19 protein-coding genes are annotated in these 15,781 nt (G+C 70.2%); 10 read left to right on the top strand and 9 right to left on the bottom strand.

Annotated features, from left to right (window positions below):
• Nucleotides 1-2: 2 nt before the first annotated feature.
• The 3 genes from OHA61_RS08305 to OHA61_RS08295 all read right to left on the bottom strand — a co-directional run bounded on the left by OHA61_RS08305 (nt 3) and on the right by OHA61_RS08295 (nt 3,055).
• On the bottom strand, nt 3-1,307 hold the full coding sequence (locus tag OHA61_RS08305) for a DUF692 domain-containing protein (protein ID WP_406302480.1): 1,305 nt from the start codon (nt 1,305-1,307) through the stop codon (nt 3-5).
• Nucleotides 1,308-1,460: 153 nt separating this feature from the next.
• On the bottom strand, nt 1,461-2,222 hold the full coding sequence (locus OHA61_RS08300; protein WP_406302479.1) for a DUF4142 domain-containing protein: 762 nt from the start codon (nt 2,220-2,222) through the stop codon (nt 1,461-1,463).
• Nucleotides 2,223-2,329: 107 nt separating this feature from the next.
• Nucleotides 2,330-3,055 carry a peptidyl-tRNA hydrolase gene (locus OHA61_RS08295; RefSeq protein WP_406307301.1) on the bottom strand — a complete coding sequence of 242 codons (726 nt, stop codon included), beginning with the start codon at nt 3,053-3,055 and terminating at the stop codon, nt 2,330-2,332.
• A 72-nt stretch (nt 3,056-3,127) separates the two neighbouring features.
• Here OHA61_RS08295 and OHA61_RS08290 point away from each other — a divergent pair, with 72 nt between their 5' ends.
• Nucleotides 3,128-3,802, top strand: a complete 675-nt coding sequence (locus tag OHA61_RS08290; protein ID WP_324984518.1) for an AIM24 family protein — start codon at nt 3,128-3,130, stop codon at nt 3,800-3,802.
• A gap of 47 nt (nt 3,803-3,849) precedes the next feature.
• Nucleotides 3,850-4,026 (top strand): hypothetical protein, encoded by a 177-nt coding sequence (locus tag OHA61_RS08285; RefSeq protein ID WP_406302478.1) that lies wholly within the window; start codon nt 3,850-3,852, stop codon nt 4,024-4,026.
• A gap of 15 nt (nt 4,027-4,041) precedes the next feature.
• Here the strand turns inward: OHA61_RS08285 and OHA61_RS08280 are convergent, their stop codons facing one another.
• Complete coding sequence (locus OHA61_RS08280) at nt 4,042-4,872, bottom strand: polysaccharide deacetylase family protein (RefSeq protein WP_406302477.1); 831 nt, start codon at nt 4,870-4,872, stop codon at nt 4,042-4,044.
• Nucleotides 4,873-4,998: 126 nt separating this feature from the next.
• Nucleotides 4,999-5,511: a MarR family winged helix-turn-helix transcriptional regulator gene (locus OHA61_RS08275; RefSeq protein WP_389370156.1), complete on the bottom strand. Its 513-nt coding sequence runs from the start codon at nt 5,509-5,511 to the stop codon at nt 4,999-5,001.
• A gap of 117 nt (nt 5,512-5,628) precedes the next feature.
• On the opposite strand from OHA61_RS08275, the gene OHA61_RS08270 reads away from it, so the two are divergent.
• Both OHA61_RS08270 and OHA61_RS08265 read left to right on the top strand, forming a co-directional pair.
• On the top strand, nt 5,629-6,114 hold the full coding sequence (locus tag OHA61_RS08270) for a cupin domain-containing protein (protein WP_406302476.1): 486 nt from the start codon (nt 5,629-5,631) through the stop codon (nt 6,112-6,114).
• A gap of 141 nt (nt 6,115-6,255) precedes the next feature.
• Nucleotides 6,256-7,491, top strand: coding sequence for a S1 family peptidase (locus OHA61_RS08265; RefSeq protein WP_406302475.1), 1,236 nt, complete (start codon nt 6,256-6,258; stop codon nt 7,489-7,491).
• A gap of 67 nt (nt 7,492-7,558) precedes the next feature.
• Here OHA61_RS08265 and OHA61_RS08260 read toward each other — a convergent pair whose 3' ends face one another.
• Entirely contained in the window at nt 7,559-8,062 is a 504-nt protein-coding gene (locus OHA61_RS08260) for a MarR family winged helix-turn-helix transcriptional regulator (protein ID WP_406302474.1), read from the bottom strand.
• A 97-nt stretch (nt 8,063-8,159) separates the two neighbouring features.
• Between OHA61_RS08260 and OHA61_RS08255 the strand changes: the two genes are divergently transcribed.
• Nucleotides 8,160-8,573: an organic hydroperoxide resistance protein gene (locus OHA61_RS08255; RefSeq protein ID WP_266482246.1), complete on the top strand. Its 414-nt coding sequence runs from the start codon at nt 8,160-8,162 to the stop codon at nt 8,571-8,573.
• A gap of 79 nt (nt 8,574-8,652) precedes the next feature.
• Here the strand turns inward: OHA61_RS08255 and OHA61_RS08250 are convergent, their stop codons facing one another.
• From OHA61_RS08250 to zapE, 3 genes are all read right to left on the bottom strand, one after another.
• Nucleotides 8,653-9,546 (bottom strand): PPK2 family polyphosphate kinase, encoded by an 894-nt coding sequence (locus OHA61_RS08250; protein WP_406307300.1) that lies wholly within the window; start codon nt 9,544-9,546, stop codon nt 8,653-8,655.
• Between the two features lie 316 nt (nt 9,547-9,862).
• Complete coding sequence (locus OHA61_RS08245) at nt 9,863-10,288, bottom strand: OsmC family protein (RefSeq protein ID WP_266482248.1); 426 nt, start codon at nt 10,286-10,288, stop codon at nt 9,863-9,865.
• Between the two features lie 35 nt (nt 10,289-10,323).
• Nucleotides 10,324-11,394, bottom strand: a complete 1,071-nt coding sequence (gene zapE / locus OHA61_RS08240; protein WP_406302473.1) for a cell division protein ZapE — start codon at nt 11,392-11,394, stop codon at nt 10,324-10,326.
• 37 nt (nt 11,395-11,431) lie between these two features.
• Here zapE and OHA61_RS08235 point away from each other — a divergent pair, with 37 nt between their 5' ends.
• The 5 genes from OHA61_RS08235 to OHA61_RS08215 all read left to right on the top strand — a co-directional run bounded on the left by OHA61_RS08235 (nt 11,432) and on the right by OHA61_RS08215 (nt 15,780).
• Nucleotides 11,432-12,196 carry a pyrimidine reductase family protein gene (locus OHA61_RS08235; RefSeq protein WP_406302472.1) on the top strand — a complete coding sequence of 255 codons (765 nt, stop codon included), beginning with the start codon at nt 11,432-11,434 and terminating at the stop codon, nt 12,194-12,196.
• 124 nt (nt 12,197-12,320) lie between these two features.
• Nucleotides 12,321-12,773, top strand: a complete 453-nt coding sequence (locus OHA61_RS08230) for an indole-3-glycerol phosphate synthase (RefSeq protein ID WP_406302470.1) — start codon at nt 12,321-12,323, stop codon at nt 12,771-12,773.
• A 44-nt stretch (nt 12,774-12,817) separates the two neighbouring features.
• Nucleotides 12,818-14,215, top strand: a complete 1,398-nt coding sequence (gene murC / locus OHA61_RS08225; RefSeq protein ID WP_406302469.1) for a UDP-N-acetylmuramate--L-alanine ligase — start codon at nt 12,818-12,820, stop codon at nt 14,213-14,215.
• A 21-nt stretch (nt 14,216-14,236) separates the two neighbouring features.
• A complete protein-coding gene (msrB, locus tag OHA61_RS08220) occupies nt 14,237-14,644 on the top strand; it encodes a peptide-methionine (R)-S-oxide reductase MsrB (RefSeq protein WP_324984490.1) in 408 nt (135 codons plus the stop codon).
• Nucleotides 14,645-14,796: 152 nt separating this feature from the next.
• Nucleotides 14,797-15,780 carry a branched-chain amino acid ABC transporter permease gene (locus OHA61_RS08215; protein ID WP_406302468.1) on the top strand — a complete coding sequence of 328 codons (984 nt, stop codon included), beginning with the start codon at nt 14,797-14,799 and terminating at the stop codon, nt 15,778-15,780.
• The last annotated feature ends 1 nt before the right edge of the window (nt 15,781 follow it).

Here is a 15,781-nt window from a genome sequence, read left to right as displayed (position 1 = left end):
GTTCACCTCCGGGTGAGGGCCGCACGGGCGGCGCGTACGAGACGGGTGGCACGCCGCGGCGGATGCGGGGCGGCGCGCTCCTCCCACCAGCGGGTCAGCAGACGGCGGGCGGTCTCGTCCTCGGGGCGCCCCGCGATGAGCAGCTGCTCGGCGAAGTCGAGGGCGTCACGGCGGTAACCGGACTGCATGGGCCGGGACTTGGCGTATGCGAGGAACGCATCGCGATACCCGCGGCCGAGGATCTCGGGCAGCTCGGGAGCGACCTTGGCGACGACATCGGCGCGCTTGGCGGCGAGAGCACGGCTCTGGACGCGCAGGCGCCGGGAGTCGAAGCCTTCGGGGGTGGGGGTGCCCGCGACGAGGGCGGACAGGAGAGCGGCCTGACCGAGCGCGAGCCGCTCTCGCGCACCAGGGTCCGCCCCTCCCCGTTCCTGGGGGTGGGCCCCGCCGGGCTCGTTCGCGCCCGCACCCCGCCCTGCCGGCGCCGTCCCGGCACCCACCGTCGTGCGGATCGCTGTGAGTTCCGCCGCGAGTTCCTCCGCAGGGGGGAAGTCGTCGTCCCGTTCCAGCAGCACTCCCGGCGGTGTCACCCGGTCCCGCAGCGCCGACAGGATGTCCAGAACCGGCTGGGTGACCGGGTGGGCATGGGTGTCGTGCCAGATGCCGTCGCGTTCGATGCCGCCCGCCACGTGGACGTACGCGATCGCCTCCACCGGGAGCTCGTCCAGTGCCTTCACCGGGTGCTCGCCGCGGTTGACGTGGTTCGTGTGGAGGTTGGCCACGTCTATCAGCAGGCCCACGCCTGTCCGGTCCACCAGTTCCGCCAGGAACTGGCCCTCCGTGAGTTCCTCGTCCGGCCAGGAGATCAGGGCCGCGATGTTCTCCAGTGCCAGCGGCACCGGGAGCGAGTCCTGCGCGATGCGGACGTTCTCGCAGAGCACCTTCAGCGCGTCCCAGGTGCGCGGCACCGGCAGCAGGTGGCCCGCTTCCAGCTGCGGGGACGCGGTGAGCACGCCTCCGGCGCGTACGAACGCGATGTGTTCGGTGACCAGCGGCGCCCCCAGCGCTGTCGCGCGCTCCGCCAGGTCCGCGAGCCGCTGCTGAGACGGACGGTCCGCGCCGCCCAGGCCGAGGGAGACGCCGTGCGGGATGATCCGGGTGCCGCGCGAGCGCAGCCGGGTCAGGGCGGCGGGCAGATGGCCCGGGCAGATGTTCTCGGCGACGACCTCGACCCAGTCGACGCCTGGCAGTTCCTCCACCGCGTCCGCGATCTCCGGGCGCCAGCCGATACCGATACCGAGTTCCATGGGTCCCCTCCCCTGCGCCGTGTGACGGTGCGTGCAGGGCCTATGGCCCCGCCGGACGGCGGTGAATCCAGAGGAGGGGACGTTCAGAGGTTGATTTGAGGTTCCGCCTGTGGCCGCCTTTGGTTGCCCGGCGGCCGCAGGCGGAACCCCGCGCTACGGACGGTTGGTGTTGATCGCCGTCGGCGGCCCCGGCTGTGTCGACGGCCGCGAGGTGAACGACTGGTCCCCGGACGGCGACACCGGCGCCGGCTGCGGCGGCAGGTTGCCGTCCGGCGGCGGCGGGCCGGTCGGGCTGGCCGTCGCCCCGCCCGCCGCCTCGTTCGCGATGGCGTCGAAGTCGACGAAGCCGGTCGCCTCCAGCATGGTGATGTGGTCGAGCACCGTCTGGTTCGCGTCCGAAGCCAGCTGGCGGATCAGGGTGTTCCGCGTCGTGTGCCGGACCTGGGCGATCAGCGCGAAGACCTTGCCGTGCGCATTGCGCAGGAGATTCGCGAACTTGCGCTCGTAATCCTGGCCGCTCGCCGCCGACAGCTCCCGCAGCCATGCCTGCTGCTGGTCGTTCGGCTGGTTCGGCAGCTCGACGCCGAGCTTCGCGGCAACGTCGCGCGCCCGCTTGTCGAGGTCGGTGTGGCCGACGATGAGGTGGTCACCCGCCTCCTTGATCGCCTTGCTCGGCGCCCGCTCGATCGCCTGCTGTCCTGCGGGCAGCTCCCAGAGCCCGGCCAGCCGGACCTTGACCAGGAAATCGCGGTCGGTGGCGGTCAGGGGCCCCCACTGGGTCCCCACACTCGAGGCATTGACGTTGTCCTGACCGGTGCCGGAACGGTCCGCGTATGACCACACGGGGAACGCGAGAGCCCCTACCGTGGCGACCAGAGCCGCGATGATGAGTGCTGTCCCGTTGATGCGCCGCAACAATGTGCCTCCAGAGCCGATGCGTTACACGGCAACCAACCGCCCGTTGAACCGCGGTTCAAAATAAGGGGCGGTACTGAGAGGTACGTACGGGGGGTCCCCGGTGTTCAGCCGCGCAGCGACGGATGATCGGCGACCACCGTGCAGGACCCCGGAGCGATCTCCGTGAAGCCCGCGTCACGCACCACCGGCAGGCCGCTGACCGTGAGCTCTTGCCAGAGCACGGGCTCCGCGGTGCGCACGGTCAGCGGGAAACCGGCCTCACGCCACGCCTTGCGGTCCGCCTCCGACAGCTCCCACCACGCGAGTTGGGCGCCGTGCCCGGCCTGCGCCATCGCCTTGCCCGCCGACATGTCCAGACCGGGGCTGAGCCACAGCACCGGACCCGCGAGCTCGGGCGCGGCGGGTGGTTCGGGGTCGTCCAGGTCGGTGCCCGAGACCTGGAGCTTGGCCAGCTCCTTGGGCCAGCCGTCCAGCGGGACGGGCGGGAAGACGCGGACTTCGGCCGTCCCCTGCGTCACCGTGATGCCGGGCAGCGCCGCCGCCTTGCGCCACTCCGCGCCGCGCGCCCTGCGCACCACCTTGCGGATACGGGCGTCCTGCCAGTCCCGCATCGCCTGCGCCCACTCTCCGTCGCCCAGTGAACGCTCGTCGGCGAGGATGTCGAGCACGGCGCGGGCAGCGGCCTCCAGCGCGTCGGTACGGGCCGGGGGTTCGGCCTTCTCGATCCGTACGACGAGCGGCAGCACGAACTGCGGGGCCTCGTCGCGGGCGGTGCTCTCGTGCCGGAAGGGACTGTCGGTTGCGGGTTCTTCGCTGCTCACACCAGCCAGTCTGCCAGCCGCCCGCGACGCGCCTTGAAGGACTGTTGGCGGAACGGAGTCGTCCGGGCGACGATGCTCCCCATGAAAAGTGATCTCTTCGCCTCCGAGAACATGGCACAGCAGGCCACCGTGCCCGGTATGAGCCTGCAGAACGCCAAGTCGATCAAGTACGCCGTCAACGGCGAGATGCACGCGCGGCAGGGATCGATGATCGCCTTCCGCGGCAACCTCCAGTTCGAGCGCAAGGGCCAGGGCATAGGCGGCATGCTCAAGCGCGCCGTCACGGGCGAGGGCCTGGCCCTGATGGCGGTCCGCGGCCAGGGCGAGGCATGGTTCGCGCACGAGGCGCAGAACTGTTTCATCGTCGACATCGATCAGGGCGACGCGCTCACCATCAACGGCCGCAACGTCCTGTGCTTCGACGCCACGCTCTCGTACGAGATAAAGACCGTGAAGGGCGCCGGCATGACCGGCGGCGGCCTGTTCAACAGTGTCTTCACCGGCTACGGGAAGCTCGCCGTCATCTGCGACGGCAACCCCATCGTGATCCCGGTGACCGGCCAGCAGCCCGTGTACGTCGACACCGACGCGGTGGTCGGCTGGAGCGCTCAGCTCAACACGTCGCTGCACCGCTCGCAGTCGGTCGGCTCGATGATCCGCGGCGGCTCGGGCGAGGCCGTCCAGCTGATGCTCCAGGGCGAGGGTTTCGTGATCGTCCGTCCCAGCGAGCTCACCCCGCAGGCGTCGGCAAGCTGAGGCTCGTGGCGGCCGAGGCGCCCGGCCGCCGCGTTAACCTCGTACGCATGGACGAGCCGTACTGCGAGACGCCTGCTCCCGCCCCCGTGGCGGCAAGCGGGCCGCCGTTCGCCGAGTGCGTGCTGTGCCGGAAGCCCACTCAGTACCCGGAGTCCGTCAAGGGTGTGACGCTGTGCCCGGTCTGCGAGTGGCAGGAAGCCCAGCGGACGGCGTGCTCGGGCTGATCCGGCCACGGGCGATCACCGCATCAGATCCGAGACCCTCACCAGGCGATAGCCCCGCCTGCGCAGTTCGGGCACGATCCTCCTGACCGCCTGCTCCGTGACCGGTGCTGCGCTGCGCGTGCAGTGCATGACTACCAGGGACCCCGGCCGGACCCCCGCCAGCACCTGCTCGGCGACCGCGTCGGCGTCCGTAGCGAAGGCGTCGCCACTGACGACATCCCACTGGACCGCGGTCAGTTTCGTGGGGGCGAGGGCGCGCAGGGCCTCGTCGTTGTAGCAGCCGCCGGGGAAGCGGAAATACGGGACGACATTGCGCGCCCCGGCCTTCCTGAACGCGGCGAAGGCCCGGTCCACATCGGCCCGCATGGCGTCCTTCGCCACCTCCGGCAGGCCGTAGCAGGGGGATGTGAAGGCGTAGTGGCTGTAGGAGTGGTTGGCGATCTCGAAGAGCGGATCGTTGCCGATCGCCTTCGCCTGGTCCGGGTACTGGTCCGCCCAGCGGCCCGTCATGAAGACGGTCGAGGGGACGTTCAGCTTCCGCAGCGAGGCGATGAGGGCGGGGTTGTCGAAGTGTTCGCCACGCGCGGCCCGCGGTCCCTGGCCGGCGGTCATGTCGGCGTCGAAGGTCAGCGCGACCGTCTTCCCGACGCTGGTCGCCGACTTGGCTGCGCGCTCGAAGACGGGGGTCAGGCCACCGGGCCCGGGTGCCACGGTCGGCGCCCTTCGCACCGTGTCCGTCAGCGGCTTACCGGGCTTGGGTGCGGCGGGGGCGGGCTTCGCGTGACCGTCGCGGTTGCCGCCGGAGCAGCCGACGAGCACGGCACCCATCACGACAGCGATCGCCATTCTTCGTGCAAAAGTGATCACCGATGGAAAATATCCGATCGATATGACTATCGGAGTATCTGGCGTACGTGCGTCAGGGTCAGGTTCCGTCAGGGGGCGGGCCCAGCCTGCGTGTCAGGCTGTGGTTCAGGCTCCCGTCCAGCCGAGCGGGTGCAGTCCGCCCGGGCGGTCCGGGAGCTCCGGCTCCCCGCCCGCCTCGGTGAACGCGGTCAGCGCGGCGATCAGGGCGGCGCGCTGCCCGGGTGCCAGCCGCTCCACAATCGATGCGATCTCTTGGTGGCGCCTGGCCATGACGTCCTCGACGATCCGTACGCCCTCCGGCGTCAGCCGCAGTACGGTCTCGCGCCGGTCGTCCTGATTGGTCCGCCGGTCCACGAGGCCGACGGCGATCAGCCGGTCCACCATGCGCATCGCCGTCGACGGGCTGACCGCGAGCCGCTCCGCGAGTACGACGAGCTTGGCGGCACCGTGCGTGGACAGCACGACCAGCAGCCGGAACTGGGGGAGCGTCACCCGGTCCTCGACGGAGGTCAGGGAGCGCGCGGACACCGCGACCAGCAGCCTGGACGCCGTCAGCACGGCGCGGGTCACCGCCTCCACGTCGTCCATGGCGCCGACGGCGCGCGGGTGCTCGGCCATGGCCCCTTTCTATCCTGCGCGGAGGCCGGCCCCCGCATCCAATTCACCCGCCCGATTCCTTTGCACTGTGCAATGATGCCCGGGCACCGGAGGGACGCCGTGCTCAGGAGGAATGACATGCCTATGCCCCCTGCGGTGGGCGTGCTCGCCCGGGTAGCTGAGCTGCTGCACGAGGAACCCACCGACCGCGGCGGCGCCCTGTGGCGGCTCTCCGCCGAAGGGCGGCAGCTGGACGCGAATGTCATCCGCATGCTGCCCGGCACCCGGGTCACCGGCCATGTCGACCCGGATCTCGATGTGTTGCTCTGCGTGGTGGGCGGCAGCGGCCGGCTGGAGGCCGACGGCACCCGTCAGTCGCTTCAGACCGGGTGCGTGGCGTGGCTTCCGCGCGGCACCCGCCGCGCGCTCTTCGCCGACGAGGACGGACTGGTCTACGTCACGGCGCACCGCCGTCGTCCGGGCCTCGCCATCCGCAGCACCGCGCAGGCGGAAGGGGGCGAGGCGGCGTGTCTGCTGGACCGGGTCTGCCCCCGCTGCGACCGCCCCGCCGCGGAGATCGGTGCACGCTACTGCAGCCGTTGCGGCAGCCAACTTCCCTCGTAGAGCTTCGCCTTACGGACCGTCAGAAGACCTTTTCGCGCTGTGGGTGAGTACAACTCCCGCCCCGTCCGTATCTAGGGGCGGACGCGTCCCCCCGGTTTCCGTCGGCAACCGGACTCCGTACCCCCATCAGGAGGCGACGAGTTGAGTCACAGGCGAATACCCAAACGGAAGGCCGTTCTCGCGGGAGCCGGGGCGGTGGGCATCGCCGCAGCGGCCATCCTGCTGCCCCAAGCGAACGCTTCCCAGTCCGGATCCGACACACAGTCGCAGGCCGCCGCCCCCAGGAAGATGAGCGTCGCATCGGCGGCCGAACTCGTCTCGCAGCTGGGCAAGAAGCTCGGTGAGGCCTACGGCGGGGCCTACTACGACGCCGAGAAGCAGCAGCTCGTCGTCAATGTCGTGGGCGACAACAACAACGTCGCACTCGAGGTCAACAAGGCCGGCGCCGTGGCGCGGAGTGTCGAGAACAGCACGGGCGAACTGAAGTCAGCCGCGAGCACGCTGGCCGCGAAGGCCACCATCCCGGGAACCGCGTGGGCCGTCGACCCGAAGACCAACCAGATCCTCGTCACGGCGGACCGTACGGTCTCCGGCGAGCGCTGGGACAGACTCGAGACGGCAGTGAAGTCCCTCGGCGACGGTGTGGCCCGGATCCAGAAGTCCACGGGTGAGTTCAAACCGTTCCTGGAGGGCGGCGACGCCATCTTCGGTGGCGGCTCCCGCTGTTCGCTCGGCTTCAATGTGACCACGCAGGACGGCAGCCCCGGCTTCCTGACCGCGGGCCACTGCGGTGTAGCGGCCGAGCAGTGGTCGGAGGCCGCGAACGGTCAGCCCATCGGCACGGTCCAGGAGGCGACGTTCCCGGGTGACGGCGACTTCGCGCTGGTGAAGTACGACGACCCGGCGACCCAGGCCGCGAGCGCGGTCGACCTGGGCAATGGGCAGACCGTGGCGATCACTCAGGCGGCCGAGGCCGCGGTCGGCCAGCAGGTGTTCCGTATGGGCAGCACCACGGGCCTGAAGGACGGCGCGGTCACCGGGCTCAACGCCACGGTCAACTACCCCGAGGGCACCGTCAGCGGCCTCATCCAGACCGATGTGTGTGCGGAGCCGGGTGACAGCGGCGGTTCGCTGTTCACCAGGGACGGGAGCGCGATCGGTCTCACCTCCGGCGGCAGCGGAGACTGCACCCAGGGCGGCGAGACCTTCTTCCAGCCGGTGACGACGGCGCTGGCCGCGGTGGGCGCGCAGATCGGCGACGGCGCCGGTGGCGGTCAGGACGACGGCCAGGGTGGCGGTCAGGACGACGGCCAGGGTGGCGGCGCCGAGGACAACGGCGGCGGCGCGGCCGACGACGGCGCGGGCCAGAACGGCTGATCCTCCACGGACGGACACAAGGGCCCTGGGCATCCACGGATGCCCAGGGCCCTTGTCGCCTGCTGCGTCAGCCGTCGGCGTCGGCGCCGGCGCAGGCCGAAGGGTCCGGGCCGCTGCCGTCCAGTCTCGCGGTCAGGGCTTCGAGGTCGGTGCGCAGCTGCCGGATCCGCTCCAGGGACAGGCCCGTCGCCGCGGCGATCCTGCGCGGTACGCCCAGCGCCTGCTCGCGGAGCCCGGCGCCCGCGGCGGTGGGGCGTGCGGTGACGGAGCGCTCGTCCTCGGGGCTGCGCCGCCGTTCCACGTAACCCGCCGCCTCCAGTCGCTTGAGCAGGGGCGACAGGGTGCCCGAGTCGAGACGCAGGTACTCACCGATCCGCTTCACCGGCAGCTCGCCGTGCTCCCAGAGCACCAGCATCACCAGGTACTGCGGATAGGTGAGGTTCAGATCTTTCAGCGCGTCCCTGTAGACACCGTTGAAGGCGCGGGACGCGGCGTGCAGCGAGAAGCAGATCTGGTGTTCCAGGCGCAGGAAGTCCTCGTCCGGCACGGTCGTCAGTGTCTTCTTCTCCATGGAGACAGCATACCTGCGCATCACTGAGTTGTGCACAACTGAATTGTGTGCTGTAGTTGCGCCATCGGTTCCCCACGGACGAAGAGGGATGCAACTCATGGACGCGCTCTACACCGCTGTCGCCACCGCCAATGGCCGTGACGGCCGCGCTGTCAGCTCCGACGGCCACATCGACCTGCCGCTGGCCTTCCCCCAGGCACTGGGCGGCAACGGACAGGGCACCAACCCCGAGCAGCTCTTCGCCGCCGGGTACGCCGCCTGCTTCGCCAGCGCCATGGGGGCCATAGGCCGCCAGGAGAAGATCGACGTCAAGGACGCCTCCGTGACCGCCGAGGTCAGCATCGGCAAGGACACCGACGGCGGCTTCGGCCTCTCCGTGATCATGCGCGTCGAGCTGCCCGACCACCTCCAGGGCGAGGCGGGCCGTGACCTGCTGGAGAAGACCCACGCCTACTGCCCGTACTCCAAGGCGACCCGCGGCAACCTGCCGGTCGAGCTCGTCATCGAGTAGTCACCCGGAGCACCTCGGTGCCCTGAGCCCCGTCGCCGCGATTCGGCGACGGGGCTCAGGGGTGTCCTGCGGACATCGCCTAAGGCATCTCCACCAGCCGTTTGCGGCACTCGTCGACATCGAAGTCGGCCGGCGGGTACTGCGGATCCAGCGCCTCGAGATGTTCGAGAAGCAGCTTGCTGATCGCCCAGTTCCGGTACCACTTGCGGTCGGACGGCACGAGATACCAGGGCGCGGCCACCGTCGAGCAGCGCTCCAGAGCGATCTCGTACGCCTTCTGGTAGTCGGGCCACACGGCCCGCTCCTCGATGTCGCCCGGGTCGAACTTCCAGTGCTTGTCCGGGTTGTCGAGGCGCGCGAGCAGACGGCGGCGCTGCTGCTCGTAACTGATGTGCAAGAAGACCTTCACCATCGTGACCCCGTCCTTGACCAGGCCTTCCTCGAAGCGGTTGATCTCGGCATAGCGGGGGCCGAGCTGCTTGCGCGGTACCAGTTCACGGACCCGGGCGATGGTTACGTCCTCGTAGTGCGAGCGGTCGAAGATCCCGATCTCGCCCGGCTGCGGAAGGGCGCTGGTGATCCGCCAGAGGTAGGGGTGGTTCTTCTCCTCCGGCGTCGGGTCCTTGAAGGCCTTGATCCGGCAGCCGGTCGGGTTGAAGAGGCCGGCGACGTGCCTGACCGTGCCGCCCTTGCCGCTGGTGTCCATGCCCTGGAGCACGAGCAGGATGCGACGGCGGTCGCCCGCCGTGCTCGACGCGTAGAGCCGGTCCTGGAGATTGGCGAGACGTTCAGCCATCCGGGCGGTCGCGGCCAGGCCGGCGGCCTTGTCCTGGGGGCCGACCGGGGTGGCGTCGGCCTCGTAGGCGGAGAGGTCGACGTGCTCGCCGCCGGGGACGCGCAGCAGCTCACGGAGCGGTGCCGGAGGCTCCGGCTGCTTCGTCCCCTCCTTCCCCGTGCGGTCCTGCGGCTCCATGGCCGGCTCCTGCTCGTCCTTCGTGGCCACAGTGCACCCCTTCCGGCTCCGGTCCGTTCCCTCGATCCTCCGACGGAACACTGGTTGCCGCGAGCGTGGTGGGGTGGACGAGCAGGTCCGGCGCGGAGGCGGTCGCCGCGGCGCCGGTGAACCCGCTGCCCGTGTGTGCCGCCGGGGCGTCGATCGAGGCGGCGCAACTCACTGTCGGACGGCAGGAGTTGTGACCCGCACGCGTGTGTCACGCTGATTCGTGACACATCTGAGCATGCGGGCCACAGTGCCTCGTGGTGTGGCTGGGCCGAGCGAGTCGCCGACGTCAGGCGAGTTCGGCGGTCAGGGTGATCGTCGTACCGGCGAGCGCCTGGCTCACGGGGCAGTTCTTCTTGGCGTCCTCGGCCAGCTCGAGAAAGCGGTCCTTGTCCAGGCCCGGGACCTCACCGCGCACGGTGATGTGGCTGCCGGTGATGCCCTCGCCGGGCACGAAGGTGACGTCGGCCTTGGTCTCCAGGCGGGTCGGCGCGTGGCCGGCCTTGGCCAGGATGTTGGAGAACGCCATCGAGTAGCAGCTGGAGTGGGCGGCCGCGATCAGTTCCTCCGGGCTGGTCTTGCCGCCGGGCTGCTCGGTGCGGGCCGGCCACGATACGGCGAAGGTGCCGTTGCCGGAGGAGTCGAGGGTGACCTCGCCCGAGCCCTTGAGGAGGTCGCCCTCCCAGATGGTGTGGGCGGTACGCGTAGCGGCCATGATGGTTCCCTTCGGTCGGGGTGACGGCCCCAAACCTACTGCGCCACAAGCCCCTTCGCGTCCCTTGCCAGGGCGGTCAGGCGCGAGATCGCCCGGAAGTACTTCTTGCGGTAGCCCCCGTTCAGCATTTCTTCGCTGAACAGCCGGTCGAAGGGCATCCCGGACGCGAGGACGGGCACCTCGCGGTCGTACAGCCGGTCGGCGAGCACCACCAGACGCAGCGCCGTCGACTGGTCGGCGATGGGCTGGACATCGGTGAGACAGACGGCGCGCAGGCCGTCGGTGAGCGCCCCGTACCGGCTGGGGTGCACCTTCGCGAGATGTTCCAGCAGCTGCGGGAAGTCGTCGAGGGACGCGCCCTCGGTGGCGTACGCGGCCTTGTTGACCTGTTCCTCGGAGTACGGGGGAGGAGCCTTCGGCAGACCGCGGTGGCGGTAGTCCTCGCCGTCGATCCGCAAGGGTCGGAAGTGTGCCGAAAGACCCTGGATCTCGCGCAGGAAGTCGGCGGCGGCGAACCGGCCCTCGCCGAGCTTGCCGGGCAGGGTGTTGGAGGTGGCGGCCAGGGCCACGCCCGCGTCGACCAGCTTTCCGAGAAGCGTCGACACGAGGACGGTGTCGCCCGGGTCGTCGAGCTCGAACTCGTCGATGCAGAGCAGCCGGTGTCCGCTCAGGGTGCGCACGGTCTGCTGGAAGCCGAGGGCGCCGACCAGATTCGTCAGCTCCACGAAGGTGCCGAAGGCCTTGAGGGACGCTTCGGCGGGGGTGGCGTGCCACAGGGACGCGAGCAGATGCGTCTTGCCGACGCCGTAACCGCCGTCGAGGTAGACACCGCGCGGGGCGGCGGGAGCCTCGGGCTTCCGGGCGAACCACCTGCGCCTGCCGGAGCCGCTCGCGTGCGCGCCGCCCAGGCCCGCGGCGAAGGAGCTGAGAACCGTGACGGCCTCGCGCTGGCTGGGCTGGTTGGGGTCCGGGACGTACGTGTCGAAGCGCACCGAGTCGAAGCGCGGCGGCGGCACCATCTCGGCGACCAGCCGGTCGGCGGGGACATGCGGCTCGCGGGCGCAGAGGGACAGCGGGGCCGCTTCGGTTATGGCACTGGTCGACACAGTTCTTAACTGTAAGGGCCGTGGAAGACTGCACGGTATGCGACGCCTGCTCCCTGTGACCGACCCGACAGCCACCGAGGATCACGAGTGGTCCCTGGACGAGCTGGCCGACGCCTATGCCTACCCGGACGGCGCGGACGGCCCCTGGCTGCGGGCGAACATGGTCAGCTCGCTGGACGGGGCGGCCCAGCACGAAGGCCGCTCGCAGGCGATCTCCTCCGACACGGACATGCGGATCTTCGGCACGCTGCGGGGGCTCGCCGACGCGGTGGTGGTCGGCGCCGAAACGGTACGTCTCGAGGGCTACCGGCCGGCCCGAGCCCGGGAGGCCTTCGCGGCGCGGCGGGCGGCCGCCGGCCAAGGTCCCGCACCCGCGATCGCCGTGGTCAGCGCCTCGCTCGGCCTGGACTTCTCGCTCCCGCTGTTCGCCGAGCCCCTCGTGCCGACGCTGGTGCTGACGGGGGCCGGGGCGCCCCCGGACCGTATCCGTGAGGCGGAGAAGGCGGGCGTGGAGGTGGTGATCGCCGGGGACGGGCCCGGCGTGGAGCCGGCCAGGGCGGTACGGGCGCTGGCGGAGCGCGGCCTGACACGGCTGCTGACCGAGGGCGGCCCGCGGCTGCTCGGTCAGTTCGTGGCGGCCGGAGTACTGGACGAGCTGTGTCTGACCCTGTCGCCGACGCTGACGGCGGGGGACGCGCAGCGCATCGCGGGCGGACCGGCGCTGGCGGTTCCGGAGCGGTTCGCCCTGGCGTCGGTGCTGGAGGAGGCGGGGTTCCTTTTCACCCGCTACCGTCGCATCTGACAAGGGGTGGAACTTGCTATTCCGGTTAGCTTCCGCTGGGCACACTTACTCTCGCAGACCCCGTGCGGGCACGGGGAAGGATGGTTTCCGCAGAAGGGCTCCTGACGTGTTCACAAGCGTATTGATGATCGAGAAGCCCCTGACGTCGGAAGACGTGGAATTCGTCACGAGCCTGCACGGGGACGAGCGGGTGTCCTTCATCGTGCTGATGCAGCCCCGCGGTGATCAGGCCGATGTCCTGCTGCGGGCCATCGACGATGTCGCACTCGGCGAACTGAAGGACGCCGTCCGCGAGGGCGACGAGCCCGAGGGCAACGACGCCGAGGCCCCCGCCCGGCTGGCCCTGGAGCACTCGCTGGCGGCCCTGCGGGCAGCGGGCAGCGAGGCCGTGGGCGAGGTCGTCGAGAAGCATCCGCTGGACAAGCTGACGTCCGTGGTGGACCAGTCCGGCGCGGACGAGGTGATCGTGCTGACCGAACCGCACTACGTGGAGGAGTTCTTCCACCGCGACTGGGCCTCCAGGGCCCGCCACAAGGTCGGAGTACCGGTGCTCAAGCTCTTCGCGCACAGCGAATAGGCTGGACCCTCGCACGTACTCGTACATCTTGGGGAGACACACACATGGCACCCGCCATCCCTAGCGCCATGGAACGCCCGCACTTCATCGGCATCGGTGGCGCCGGGATGTCGGGCATCGCCAAGATCCTCGCCCAGCGCGGCGCGAAGGTCGCGGGCAGCGACGCGAAGGAAACGGCGACCGCCCAGTCCCTGCGCGAGCTCGGCGCCACCGTCCACATCGGGCACGCCGCCGAGCACCTCGCGGCCGACGCCAGCTGTGTCGTCGTCTCCAGCGCCATCCGCGCGGACAACCCGGAGCTGGCGCGCGCCGCCGAGCTGTCCGTCCCGGTCGTGCACCGCTCCGACGCGCTCGCCTCGCTGATGACCGGCCTGCGCTCGATCGCGGTCGCGGGCACCCACGGCAAGACGACCACCACCTCCATGCTGGCCGTGGCCCTGACCGAGCTGGGCCTGGACCCCTCGTACGCGATCGGCGGCGACCTCGCGGGACCGGGGACGAACGCCCGCCACGGCGAGGGCGACATCTTCGTGGCCGAGGCCGACGAGAGCGACCGCAGCTTCCAGAAGTACGACCCCGAGGTCGCGATCGTCCTCAACGTGGAGCTCGACCACCACGCCAACTACGCCTCGATGGACGAGATCTACGACTCCTTCGAGACCTTCGTCGGCAAGGTCGTCCCGGGCGGCACGCTGGTGATCGCCGCGGACCAGCCCGGCGCCGTGGAGCTCACCTCCCGCGTCCGCGACCTGTCGACGCTCAAGGTCGTCACCTACGGCGAGTCCCCGTCCGCCGACGTGCGCGTCCACAAGGTCACCCCGCGCGGTCTCACCAGTGAGGTCACGGTCCTGCTGGACGGCCGCTTCCTGACCTTCACCGTCTCGGTCCCCGGCCGCCACTACGCGCACAACGCCGTGGCCGCGCTCGCCGCCGGAGTCGCGCTCGGCATCCCGGCGCACAACCTCGCGTCGGCGATCGGCAAGTACACCGGCGTCAAGCGCCGTCTCCAGCTCAAGGGCGAGGCCGCGGGCGTCCAGGTCATCGACTCCTACGCCCACCACCCGACCGAGATGACCGCCGATCTCGAGGCGATGCGCGGCGCCGCCGAGGCCGCACGGCTGCTGGTGGTCTTCCAGCCCCACCTCTTCTCCCGCACCCAGGAACTGGGCACCGAGATGGGCGAGGCTCTGGCCCTGGCCGACGCGTCCGTGGTCCTGGACATCTACCCGGCCCGCGAGGACCCGATCCCGGGCATCACCAGCGCCCTGATCATCGACGCGGCCCGGGCGGCGGGCGCGGACGTCACCCCGGTCCACGACAAGGCGAGCGTGCCCGACGTCGTCGCGGGAATGACGAAGCCCGGTGATCTTGTTCTCACGATGGGCGCGGGCGACGTCACGGACCTCGGTCCCGACATCCTGGCCCGCCTGACCGGTCGGTAGAACCTGAGGGAGCCGAGTTACATGTCGTACGACGTAGAAAAGCCGGACGAGCAGTGGCGCGCGGAGCTGTCCCCCGCCGAGTACAAGGTCCTGCGCCAGGCCGGCACCGAGCCCGCCTTCGTCGGTGAGTACACCGACACCAAGACGGAGGGCGTCTACTCCTGCCGGGCGTGCGGCGCCGAACTCTTCCGCTCCGACACGAAGTTCGAGTCGCACTGCGGCTGGCCGTCCTTCTACGACCCGAAGGACACGGACGCCGTCGAGCTGATCGAGGACCGCTCGCACGGAATGCACCGCACGGAGGTCCGGTGCGCGCGGTGCGGCTCGCACCTCGGCCACGTGTTCGAGGGGGAGGGGTACGCGACCCCGACCGATCAGCGCTACTGCATCAACAGCATTTCGCTGCGGCTGACGCCGGACGAGGGCTGACGGCGCGGGGCCGCCGGCGTGCGCGCCGCCGGCCCCGCCCGACGTGCGCCTGCAAATTTCCTGTGCTAACACTGGTAACAGAGCGTGGTTGTAACAGACCGGAAGTTCTCAGACCGTAAGCACAGACCGGACGTAGAGTGCGCCATAAGCGTGTGTTGACACCGGCACTCGCCCTGCTGCTTGTGATGCTGCCCGCGGCCACCGCGGCGGCGCAGGGTGAGGAGGAGGTACCGCATGGCCCGGGCTTCGGTGCCCGTGCCCTGCAGGCGCTGATCGACGGGATTCAGTTCGGCGTCATCATCGCGATCTGCGCGGTGGGCCTGTCCCTGATCTTCGGGACCATCCACCTGATCAACTTCGCGCACGGCGAGCTCGTGACGATTGGCGCCACGTTCGCGTTCTTCCTGAATGTCTCGCCGGCCGGTCCCGGCTGGCATCTGATCCCCGCCGCGATCGTCTCCGTGGCCTTCGGCGCCCTGCTGGGCCTGGGCATCGACCGCGGCCTCTGGCGGCCGTTGCGGGCCCGCGGCACGGGCCTGATCAACATGTTCATCGTCACGATCGGCCTTTCGCTGCTGCTGCGGCACATCGTGCTCGTGCTGTACGGAGCCCGGCCCGGCTCCTTTGCCCAGTACGACATCCAGAAGGCGTACGACCTCGGCCCGGTGGGCATCACTCCACGGGATCTCACCGTCACCCTGCTCGCGGTGGCGACCCTGCTCGGTGTGGCCGCGCTGCTCCAGAAGACCCGGATGGGCACAGCCATCCGCGCCGTCTCCGAAAACCGCGACCTCGCCGAGGCCTCGGGCATCGATGTGAAGCGGGTCGTCTCGGTGGTCTGGATGCTCGGTGGTGCGCTCGCCGCGCTCGGCGGGGTGTTCTTCGGACTGGTCGAGATCGTCACCTGGGACATGGGCTTCAAGCTGCTGCTGCTCATGTTCGCCGGAGTCATCCTCGGCGGTCTCGGCTCCGCGTACGGCGCGATGGTGGGCAGCCTCGTCATCGGCATCGTCGCCCAGATGTCCACGCTCTGGTTCCCGGTCGACCTGCAATACGCGTGGGCACTGCTCACGCTCATCATCGTTCTGCTCGTCCGGCCGCAGGGCATCCTCGGCCACCGCGAACGCATCGGTTGAG

The sequence above is a fragment of the Streptomyces sp. NBC_00885 genome (assembly GCF_045207475.1).
Taxonomy (GTDB): Bacteria; Actinomycetota; Actinomycetes; order Streptomycetales; family Streptomycetaceae; genus Streptomyces.
The sequence above is the reverse complement of the archived record's forward strand: the minus strand, read 5'-3'. Positions and strand labels throughout refer to the sequence as shown.

What these genes read in the sequence shown, in the direction of transcription:
- murC (WP_406302469.1), top strand. Translation starts at nt 12,818, where the DNA reads ATGGCACCCGCCATCCCTAGCGCCATGGAACGCCCGCACTTCATCGGC.
- OHA61_RS08245 (WP_266482248.1), bottom strand. Translation starts at nt 10,288, where the DNA reads ATGGCCGCTACGCGTACCGCCCACACCATCTGGGAGGGCGACCTCCTC.
- OHA61_RS08280 (WP_406302477.1), bottom strand. Translation starts at nt 4,872, where the DNA reads ATGGCGATCGCTGTCGTGATGGGTGCCGTGCTCGTCGGCTGCTCCGGC.
- msrB (WP_324984490.1), top strand. Translation starts at nt 14,237, where the DNA reads ATGTCGTACGACGTAGAAAAGCCGGACGAGCAGTGGCGCGCGGAGCTG.
- OHA61_RS08285 (WP_406302478.1), top strand. Translation starts at nt 3,850, where the DNA reads ATGGACGAGCCGTACTGCGAGACGCCTGCTCCCGCCCCCGTGGCGGCA.
- OHA61_RS08250 (WP_406307300.1), bottom strand. Translation starts at nt 9,546, where the DNA reads ATGGAGCCGCAGGACCGCACGGGGAAGGAGGGGACGAAGCAGCCGGAG.
- OHA61_RS08230 (WP_406302470.1), top strand. Translation starts at nt 12,321, where the DNA reads ATGATCGAGAAGCCCCTGACGTCGGAAGACGTGGAATTCGTCACGAGC.
- OHA61_RS08305 (WP_406302480.1), bottom strand. Translation starts at nt 1,307, where the DNA reads ATGGAACTCGGTATCGGTATCGGCTGGCGCCCGGAGATCGCGGACGCG.
- OHA61_RS08255 (WP_266482246.1), top strand. Translation starts at nt 8,160, where the DNA reads ATGGACGCGCTCTACACCGCTGTCGCCACCGCCAATGGCCGTGACGGC.
- OHA61_RS08260 (WP_406302474.1), bottom strand. Translation starts at nt 8,062, where the DNA reads ATGGAGAAGAAGACACTGACGACCGTGCCGGACGAGGACTTCCTGCGC.
- OHA61_RS08275 (WP_389370156.1), bottom strand. Translation starts at nt 5,511, where the DNA reads ATGGCCGAGCACCCGCGCGCCGTCGGCGCCATGGACGACGTGGAGGCG.
- OHA61_RS08290 (WP_324984518.1), top strand. Translation starts at nt 3,128, where the DNA reads ATGAAAAGTGATCTCTTCGCCTCCGAGAACATGGCACAGCAGGCCACC.
- OHA61_RS08270 (WP_406302476.1), top strand. Translation starts at nt 5,629, where the DNA reads ATGCCTATGCCCCCTGCGGTGGGCGTGCTCGCCCGGGTAGCTGAGCTG.
- OHA61_RS08235 (WP_406302472.1), top strand. Translation starts at nt 11,432, where the DNA reads ATGCGACGCCTGCTCCCTGTGACCGACCCGACAGCCACCGAGGATCAC.